Annotated in this window: 11 protein-coding genes; 2 read left to right on the top strand and 9 right to left on the bottom strand. The window is 25.2% G+C overall.

Going from position 1 to position 8,357, the window contains the following annotated elements; all coding sequences use genetic code 4:
• Nucleotides 1-583: hypothetical protein (locus tag EHU54_RS02575; protein ID WP_400248781.1), on the bottom strand; the 583-nt coding region annotated here is incomplete at its 3' end.
• Nucleotides 584-757: 174 nt separating this feature from the next.
• A complete protein-coding gene (locus EHU54_RS02570; RefSeq protein ID WP_400248780.1) occupies nt 758-1,807 on the bottom strand; it encodes a ribose-phosphate diphosphokinase in 1,050 nt (349 codons plus the stop codon).
• Between the two features lie 134 nt (nt 1,808-1,941).
• On the opposite strand from EHU54_RS02570, the gene EHU54_RS02565 reads away from it, so the two are divergent.
• Nucleotides 1,942-2,169 (top strand): NifU family protein, encoded by a 228-nt coding sequence (locus EHU54_RS02565; RefSeq protein WP_004028319.1) that lies wholly within the window; start codon nt 1,942-1,944, stop codon nt 2,167-2,169.
• Here EHU54_RS02565 and EHU54_RS02560 read toward each other — a convergent pair.
• The 4 genes from EHU54_RS02560 to EHU54_RS02545 all read right to left on the bottom strand — a co-directional run bounded on the left by EHU54_RS02560 (nt 2,083) and on the right by EHU54_RS02545 (nt 4,445).
• On the bottom strand, nt 2,083-3,006 hold the full coding sequence (locus tag EHU54_RS02560; RefSeq protein WP_400248779.1) for a hypothetical protein: 924 nt from the start codon (nt 3,004-3,006) through the stop codon (nt 2,083-2,085). The two genes, EHU54_RS02565 and EHU54_RS02560, sit on opposite strands and share 87 nt — an antisense overlap.
• A complete protein-coding gene (locus EHU54_RS02555) occupies nt 2,958-3,650 on the bottom strand; it encodes a hypothetical protein (protein ID WP_400248778.1) in 693 nt (230 codons plus the stop codon). Before EHU54_RS02555 ends, EHU54_RS02560 begins: the two co-directional genes overlap by 49 nt.
• A 9-nt stretch (nt 3,651-3,659) precedes the next feature.
• Nucleotides 3,660-4,091 (bottom strand): ribose 5-phosphate isomerase B, encoded by a 432-nt coding sequence (gene rpiB / locus EHU54_RS02550; RefSeq protein ID WP_400248777.1) that lies wholly within the window; start codon nt 4,089-4,091, stop codon nt 3,660-3,662.
• Nucleotides 4,092-4,157: 66 nt separating this feature from the next.
• Nucleotides 4,158-4,445, bottom strand: a complete 288-nt coding sequence (locus EHU54_RS02545; protein WP_400248776.1) for a hypothetical protein — start codon at nt 4,443-4,445, stop codon at nt 4,158-4,160.
• A 147-nt stretch (nt 4,446-4,592) separates the two neighbouring features.
• Here EHU54_RS02545 and rpsT point away from each other — a divergent pair, with 147 nt between their 5' ends.
• Nucleotides 4,593-4,844: a 30S ribosomal protein S20 gene (gene rpsT, locus EHU54_RS02540; protein ID WP_400248775.1), complete on the top strand. Its 252-nt coding sequence runs from the start codon at nt 4,593-4,595 to the stop codon at nt 4,842-4,844.
• A 72-nt stretch (nt 4,845-4,916) separates the two neighbouring features.
• Here rpsT and EHU54_RS02535 read toward each other — a convergent pair whose 3' ends face one another.
• From EHU54_RS02535 to EHU54_RS02525, 3 genes are all read right to left on the bottom strand, one after another.
• The gene (locus EHU54_RS02535; RefSeq protein WP_400248774.1) at nt 4,917-6,407 is read right to left on the bottom strand and encodes a hypothetical protein; all 1,491 of its coding nucleotides are present in this window, start codon (nt 6,405-6,407) and stop codon (nt 4,917-4,919) included.
• A gap of 35 nt (nt 6,408-6,442) precedes the next feature.
• On the bottom strand, nt 6,443-7,408 hold the full coding sequence (gene holA / locus EHU54_RS02530) for a DNA polymerase III subunit delta (RefSeq protein WP_400248773.1): 966 nt from the start codon (nt 7,406-7,408) through the stop codon (nt 6,443-6,445).
• Between the two features lie 374 nt (nt 7,409-7,782).
• Nucleotides 7,783-8,157: a hypothetical protein gene (locus EHU54_RS02525; RefSeq protein WP_400248772.1), complete on the bottom strand. Its 375-nt coding sequence runs from the start codon at nt 8,155-8,157 to the stop codon at nt 7,783-7,785.
• Between the last annotated feature and the right edge of the window lie 200 nt (nt 8,158-8,357).

The raw sequence follows: 8,357 nt of genomic DNA, 5'->3' as shown, positions 1-8,357 counted from the left end.
GAATAAAAAATAATGAAAAAATAACTATACATGTCACAAAAGGAAATATTTCTTCTTTTATCGCTAAAATATCTGCTGTTGAAAATAAAATAGCAAAGTAAGCAAAAACAAAAATACTCGTAATAAAAATAATAATATTTTCATGAAAATTCATTCTTTGATTAACATTAATATTTGTTTTAACAATTTTGTCAATTTCTTTTTTATTAAAAAAGAATAAATTAATAATAAAACTTAAGTTAAAAAAACTATATATTAAAATTAAAAAATAATATTTATTATATTTATTATCTTCTAATACTGTTGTTCAAGTAATAATTAAAATACTATAAAAAATATTCATAATTACACAATACAGAACAATAGTTAAATATGGATAATAACCTTTTAAAATAAAATTAAGAAAAAATATTTGAAAAATGGGATCATATATAGTAATGCTAATATTGTACTTAAAAAAGAAAACTGCTGTAAATAAATAGTAACTAATAGTCAATAATAATAATAATAATATTAAAATTAAAATACTTATATTAATAATAATTTGGATAATACGTCTATAACCATAAATTGAAGTTATCATTATTTGCTCCTTGATATTTTTAACTAGTGTATATTGCAATATAATAATAATTTGGATAAATAGCTTTTTCTTAATTTAATTATAGCAAAAAACTACTTTAAAATTGATTATCTAATCATAAATAAATTACTCTCTTTCTTAAAAAATGTTATAAAAAAAGTTTGCATTTCTTAACTAAACAATGCAAACTTTACCAACTATTTTATTTTTTATTTTCTCAATTATTTTTTTTATTTGCTCATTACATTTTGAATAAACATCTGATAAACTACGTTTTTCAATCATTGCTCTAATCATGTGTGAAATTAAATCAGCAATTGAAATGACTTCTAACCCGTCAAATAATCGATCTTGATTAATATCAATTGTATTTGTAACAATAGCCTTTTTAACTGTACCATCATTAATAAGTTCTGTTAAACGCTCTTTTGCTGGGGGTGAAAATACTCCATGGCATGCTAATAAATAAACTGCTTTTGCCCCATGCTGTTTTAATGCTTTTGCTGCATTACAAATTGTGCCAGCTGTATCAATCATATCATCAACAATAAAACAAATACGGTCTTTGACATCTCCTAAAATAAATTGAACTTCACTAACATTTGGTTTTGGACGGCGCTTATCAATTACTGCAATATTCCCAGCTAAATTTCCTAAACGATTAGCCACATCTCGTGCCCGTACTAATCCACCATGGTCTGGTGAAACAATTGTTATTTCTTCTTTAAGATGGTCTTCTTCAATTTTTCGAACAATTGTTCTTACTAATTCTTGTGTTGAACGTAAATCATCAACTGGAACATCAAAAAATCCCATTGATTGTGGTGAATGTAAATCAACAGTCATTACTCTTGTTGCCCCTGCTGTTGTTAACATATTCGCCACTAATTTACATGTAATTGGTTGGCGACCACGTGCTTTTCGATCTTGACGAGCATATCCAAAATAAGGAATGACCACATTAATGCTTTGTGCACTACCACGTTTTAGAGCATCGATTGCAATTAATAATTCCATTAGATTCTCATTGACTGGCCAAGATGTTGATTGAATAATATAAACATCTTTCCCCCGCACTGAATTCATTGCCCTTACCAAAATTTCACCATCAGCAAAACGAACAGTTTCCATTTCTTGTCTTGTTACACCTAAAATTTTACAAATTTCGTCTGCTAATTTTATTCCAGCAGATAGGCCATATATACTAAAACTTTTTTCTTCCATTAGTCCTCCTCTAAACACTTAAACTCCAATAAAAATTCTAAATTGAATCTCTACCTATATTATATACATATCCATAATTAATTAAACTAACTTTGTTATAAAAATGCTATAATTAAATAGTGAGGGTGATTAGAATGACACAAACAAATCAAGCAAAAGATATTATTGATAATCTTCGCCCTTATATTAACCAAGATGGCGGCGATATTGAATTTGTTGAAGTTAAAAATAATATTGTTTATGTTCGTTTGGCAGGAGCATGTGTTGGTTGCGGATTAATTGATTCAACAATTAAAGATGGTGTTGAACAAATTGTTAAACAAGAAATGCCTGATATTATTGCAGTAGAAGTTATTATGTAACTTCTTTTTTTGTAAATATTTTTTTAAAGCAATTTTTTGATCAATCTCATGGATAACAACGATTCCAACTAATTCACTAAGCTTACTTTCAAATTGGTTGCGATTATAATATTCACCACTAATAAATTTAATGCTAAAGAAAACAACAACAATTAAAATAAAGCAGCTAATAGCACAACTTAAATATAAATATAAAATAACTTGCTTTAATGAATCTAAAAATAAATCATTTTTAATAAATGGTAAATTTCAATCTAAATTTAAATTACTAAAAATACCAACTTGATAATGGGCAAAAACCCGGATTAAGAACTGTATAAGAAATGTTACTAAAGCATTCAATGCTGAAAAACAACCCGTGACAGGTTGATTTTGAATCCGATAATTCCACATCATTGTAATTGAAAATAAAATTCCAAACAAAAATATCATTGCAAAACCATTTAAAAATTGACAAATTAATAAAACTTCCGGAATTGGAATGATAGCAACAAAAATAAAATATAGACTTCAAATTATTAATGATAAAATTAATGAATTCTTAATTCCAATTTTTCTAATAAAAAAATAAATAGACATTGCTCCAATAATTTGTGCAAACCATCAAATTTCCTGAACTAAATGTAAATAATGTTCCACCATCATTTTACTGTGATAACGTACTCAAGTTTCTTGTGCTAAAATAATATTTAAAAAATCACCTTGATTTAATTCTCTTAAAATAGCAATAAAAAATAATAGACTAAGAATAACAATAATTTTTCATCATGAAAATGTACTAAAATGTTTTAAAACTTTCGGAGAAAAAGCACCAATATTGTTTTTAATTTCCGGCATATAAAACAAAAAGCAAATGAAAACATTAGGATAATAGTACTTATTCCAAAAATAATATAACGGAATGTTAATTCACTATTATTAAAATTTTTAACAAACATCAATACATTAGCACCAGTCATATTCGCTATTACAACAATTGGTAAATTTAAAGTTACTGTTGCAAAAGGATTAGTTCGATAAAAATAAATCTCATTAAAACTTAAATATCATAATGAATTTGTTGAAACACCAAAGCCAAAAGTAATGGTACAAATAATCATAGTAATTCAATTTTGCGGTAAAATAAAAACTAATAAAATTCCTAAAAACATTAAGCAATATGAAATTCAAAACCATAATTTCCGACTTTGAAATAATCCTGTAATTCATGAAGCTGGAATAAAAAAGATTACCGCGTATAAAGATGTACTAACTAATAATAAAAGAGTAATTGAATTAATATTTTTAGCAAAATCAAAAATGATAAAATTATAATTTAAAGTTAGTGAACATGATAATGCTAACCAAAAACAAAAATGCTGAATAATAAAAACTCATTGATAAAAAGATTTTATTCCTTTTTTAACCAAGTTAGTTATATATCCTAACATAAGTAAAATTGTTAAAAAAGGATACAAAAATAAATTATCTCAATTATTCATAATTTTATCCTAAAGGTTATTAAGTTTTTCAACACGAAGCGTATTACGACCAGCATCAAAAGTACTATTTAAAAACATATCAACAATTCAAATTGCATTTTGATTTGCAATAACTCTAGCACCCAATGCCAAAACATTAGCATTATTATGTTCGCGCGCTAATTTTGCTAGCATTGTTTCATTACACAATGCTGCTCTAATTCTTTTTACTTTATTTGCCGCAATTGAAATTCCAATTCCTGTTCCACAAATTATAATTCCAATACTATTTTTTTCTTTAATTACGCGTTCACCAACAGCTTGACCAATATCAGGATAATCAACTGCCTCAATACTATCTGTACCTAAATTAATAATTTCATATTTTTGTGCAATTAAATGTTTAACAATTGCATTTTTCATTTCAATACCTGTATGATCATTCCCAATCACAATTTTCATTCTTGTTGTTCTCCTTTTCCTACAATTTAACTATAACATATTGATTTTTTAAATAAAAAACAAAAATTAATTCCTTGTAATAATATCCAATAATTTTCCAGGACTCATTGGAGTTACTGTTACAATTAATCTTGTCTGTTTTGCAACTACAACATATAAGTTCCCTTTTAAATCATCCAATTTAATATATAAATTTTTTGTTGTCTCAATTCGATCAGAAGAATTATCAATCATTTTAATAATTTTTTCTTTAATAATTCAGTCATTTTCATTTTTAAAAGCAGGAATTCGTTCTCGAATTCGTTGCAAACAATGAAAAGAAAACCCTAAATGGTGTTGATAATAATATCCCATTTCTATATCCACCTACTTTACAATTATTATACAGATATATTTAAAAAAATAATGATAAAATATTAAAAAAAGTAGTACTTTCTTTTACACTTTTTTATCTATTTGCTATAATTCCTTTGTGTATTAAAAGTCGAAAGGAGAGCAAAAATGGCTAATATTAAATCACAAATTAAAAGAGTTAAAACAAATTCAAAAGCTAATTTAGCAAATAAATCTTTTAAATCATCAGTAAAAACAGCAATCAAAAAAGCAGAAATCGCTATTAACGCACAAGAAGCAAACGCATCACAATTAGTTAATACTGCAATTAGTTTAGTTGACAAAGCAGTTACTAAAGGAATTTATCATGCTAATAAAGCTGCTCGTGTTAAAAGCAGATTAATGCTTAAAGCACATTAATTTCAAAATCCTTTTCAACAAAGACAGTAAATATTAAAAAAATAAAAAAAATCATATTAATTATGATTTTTTTTATTTATCTTTTGATTTATTAGAATCATCTTTTTCAAAAACATTATCATCCTTAAACTCATCATCAAATAATGTTGGATCCATTTCATATTTTTGTCCATTCATCATTGCAGTAACTGCTTTTTGGTATTCTGTATTGGCACGAATTAATTTATTACGGTCTGTTTTAGGAGCTAAAACTGCTAAAATAATAACCATAATTCCCGCAAGAAGACCAGCAATCATTGAAATAATTGTAAAAATATGTAATACTTGGTAAGTTGTGCTATTATAAACTTCGCTTACTAAACTATTAATTGTCATAGTTAAATCTGAATCTGGTAATAATAATCATTCTGTTATTTCTAATTGTGGGTCGTTTTTAATAATATAGCCATTATTAGGTACCGATATACTATTAAAATATTTCTCAACAACATTTGGTAATAATACTTGAATTAATGACAATGAAGAATAAAGAAAAATAATGATTGATAATACAACTGGTCATAATCTAACAACATAATTATCCCGTTTAAAACGCTTTTTCCCTAATAATTCATAACCCAAGAAAATTCCTGGCAAAATCGATAAAATTCCTGAGAAGGTTTGCAATCCGGCGGACTGCATTAATAAAAATTTATATTTTGGACCAAAACTAAATACTTCACTAAAATTATTGTTAGCATTATGTAAAGCACTATCAGCCCCACCACCAATAATAACAACTGCACTAGTTCCTGGGATTGTATAAACAATTACTTTTGTGTCTAAATAGATATTTAAATAGGAATTTAAAAATCACAATAAAATTAACAAAACAGAAGCTAAAATAACAAAACTAGCAACAATTTTCTTTAAAATTGGCATATACTTTGGTTTTGAAGTATAAAAATAAAACCGTGGGTCTAAGCGTGGATGAATTGGCATATTTGCCATTTGCTGCATCATTTGTGACATATAAAATTTACTTGGATCACTAAAGTCTGGGCTAATGCCACCCATTGGCGCTCCTATGTCTCCAATTCCTCTTGCTGGTCCTACTTCCGGTTGTGATTCGTCTGCCCCTTCTTCATTAGCTTTAACTTTTAACTTCTCACGAGCATTATCAATTGCTTTTTCATCAGTAAAATCAGCTGTGGCATCAATTAACTCATTAGTGACGATGTTTTCTCTGGTAATATAATTTTTTTCAACACTAAAATTTGAAACAATATATTGCACAAAAGCAACATATTCTTCATCTAACATATTAAAAGTAGCCCCGTCAACCTTTTCAATTGTTTCTGATTCATTAGTAATATCAGCCAAAACTTGAGCAAATCAAAGAGTAAATTTATTATCATTTAAATTTGCATTAAATTCTTTTTCTAATGTTAATAAATTACAAATTTGTTGAATTACTAATTTTTTAAAGTCCTGGTTAACTATTACTTGTGCCTTAATATTATCATCGTTAAAGATATTATATAATGTATAAACTATATGGGCATATAATTTATTTTCTTTCATTTATTTATGTCCCTCATCTCTCTTTTTGTAATAATTTAATTTATATCAAATAATTTAATTAAATACAAATCACTACTAATTTCTTTTCTTATTATACCTTTTTTTATATTATAATCAATTCAAAATAATTCTTGAATAATATTATTTGCTTTATTAATACTGAAATTATGCATATGCTCTGAAATTTTTTTTACTCGAAACGGATGAATTTGTAAAATTTCTGCAATTTGTGAGGGTGTTTTTTTTAAAGCAGATAAAACAATAATATTTCTTGTAAAAATAATACTATTGGTAATTAATGCTAATAAAGCAATACTATTTAAACCGCGTTCTTGTAAATAATGATAATTTATTAAAAAACTATTCAAATCATTTTTTAATAAATCATCAACTAATTTAAAAATATTGGTATCTAAATACTTTGTCATATTATTTTCAATTAATTCCATCGTAATATTTGAATTTATTAATAATAATTTTTCTAATTCATTTTTAATAACATATAAATTATTTGGCAAATATTCAACAATCTTAGGAATTAAATTTTGTTTAATCGTCCCATTATGCTTTGTAATATAATCATCAATAAACTTAATTAATTCATTATATGATAAATTTGTTGCTTTTAAAACACTAGTTAACGCTAACATTTGTTTAGTTATTTTTAAACGATTACTAAGTTTATTGACTGGACAAATAAAAATAATAAAAGTACTCGGATTTGGAGCTGCTAAATATTCCATTAAACTTGTTAAATAACTTTTATTGTCTATTTTTGTCTTAATCTTTTCTTCTGTAAGAAAATAACTATCATTAACTATTATTATTCTTTTTCCTGAAAACATTGGAATTGTGTTGGCATCATTCAGAATAGATAATAGGGGGTCTTCTAAGTAATTATATTCTTGTAAATCATACTCATTATCAGGATTAATTTTTTTTAAAATCTTATTTTTTTGCATTTTAATTAAAAAAGCATCTTCTCCATATATTAAAAACATCTTTTAAAGCTCCTTTAGAATGTTCTAAAACTTCTGACAAAGTAATATTATCATATAAAATAAAAAATAAATTAAGGATTTAAAATAATTTAATTGTTGTTGATGCTGACATAATATTAAATTGAAGATTTCTTCTACCATTTGTAAAATAAATTTGACACCTAATTGTTTTTAAATTTTCAACAACAATTGGCGCCGGATAATTTTGGCGTTTTGTTTTTTCACCAGAGATGAAGCAAACCTTTGGTGTTATTTTTTGTAAAAATGCTAAGCTTGAACTAGTTTCTAAACCATGATGCGGAACTTGTAACAGAGTGATTGGAGATAATTTTTCTCGTAATAAATTTATTTCAATTTTTTACTAATATCACCTGTTAATAAATTTGATATTGACTTATTTTAACCAAAAGCACTAAACTATTATTATTTTCATCTTTATCATTAATTGTTTTATGTAAGACAGTAAATCCTAATCCACCAAATTGAAATGTTTTCAATTTTGTATCATTTTGAATTACTTGTTTAATATTAAAATATTTTTTTACAGTTGATAAATTATTCTTATGATCATCATGTTGATGTGAAACAAAAATAGCATCAATTCAATTAATACTTGCTCATTTTAAATAATTACTAACTAATTGTTTTGAACGACCATAGCCAACACCAACATCATATAAAACTGTTTTTAAAGTACGCTTGTCTTGAAAAATAATTGTTTGACCGTTACCAATATTTAACATTGTCATTGAATAATGAATACTAGTAAAATATGATTGCAAACTATAACAAATTATTGATAGAATGCAAAATATTCTAAATATTTTGTTTCCAAACACACTTTTATTCATTCCTCATAAAAGAATATAATAGACTTCTTGCATAACCTAGTTATTTTAAAATTCCTATAAAATATATTTAAAATAGAAATTATAGGAATCTAAAATTA

It is taken from the genome of Spiroplasma sp. ald, assembly GCF_044714355.1.
Classification (GTDB): domain Bacteria; phylum Bacillota_I; class Bacilli_A; order Mycoplasmatales; family Mycoplasmataceae; genus Spiroplasma; species Spiroplasma phoeniceum.
The sequence above is the reverse complement of the archived record's forward strand: the minus strand, read 5'-3'. Positions and strand labels throughout refer to the sequence as shown.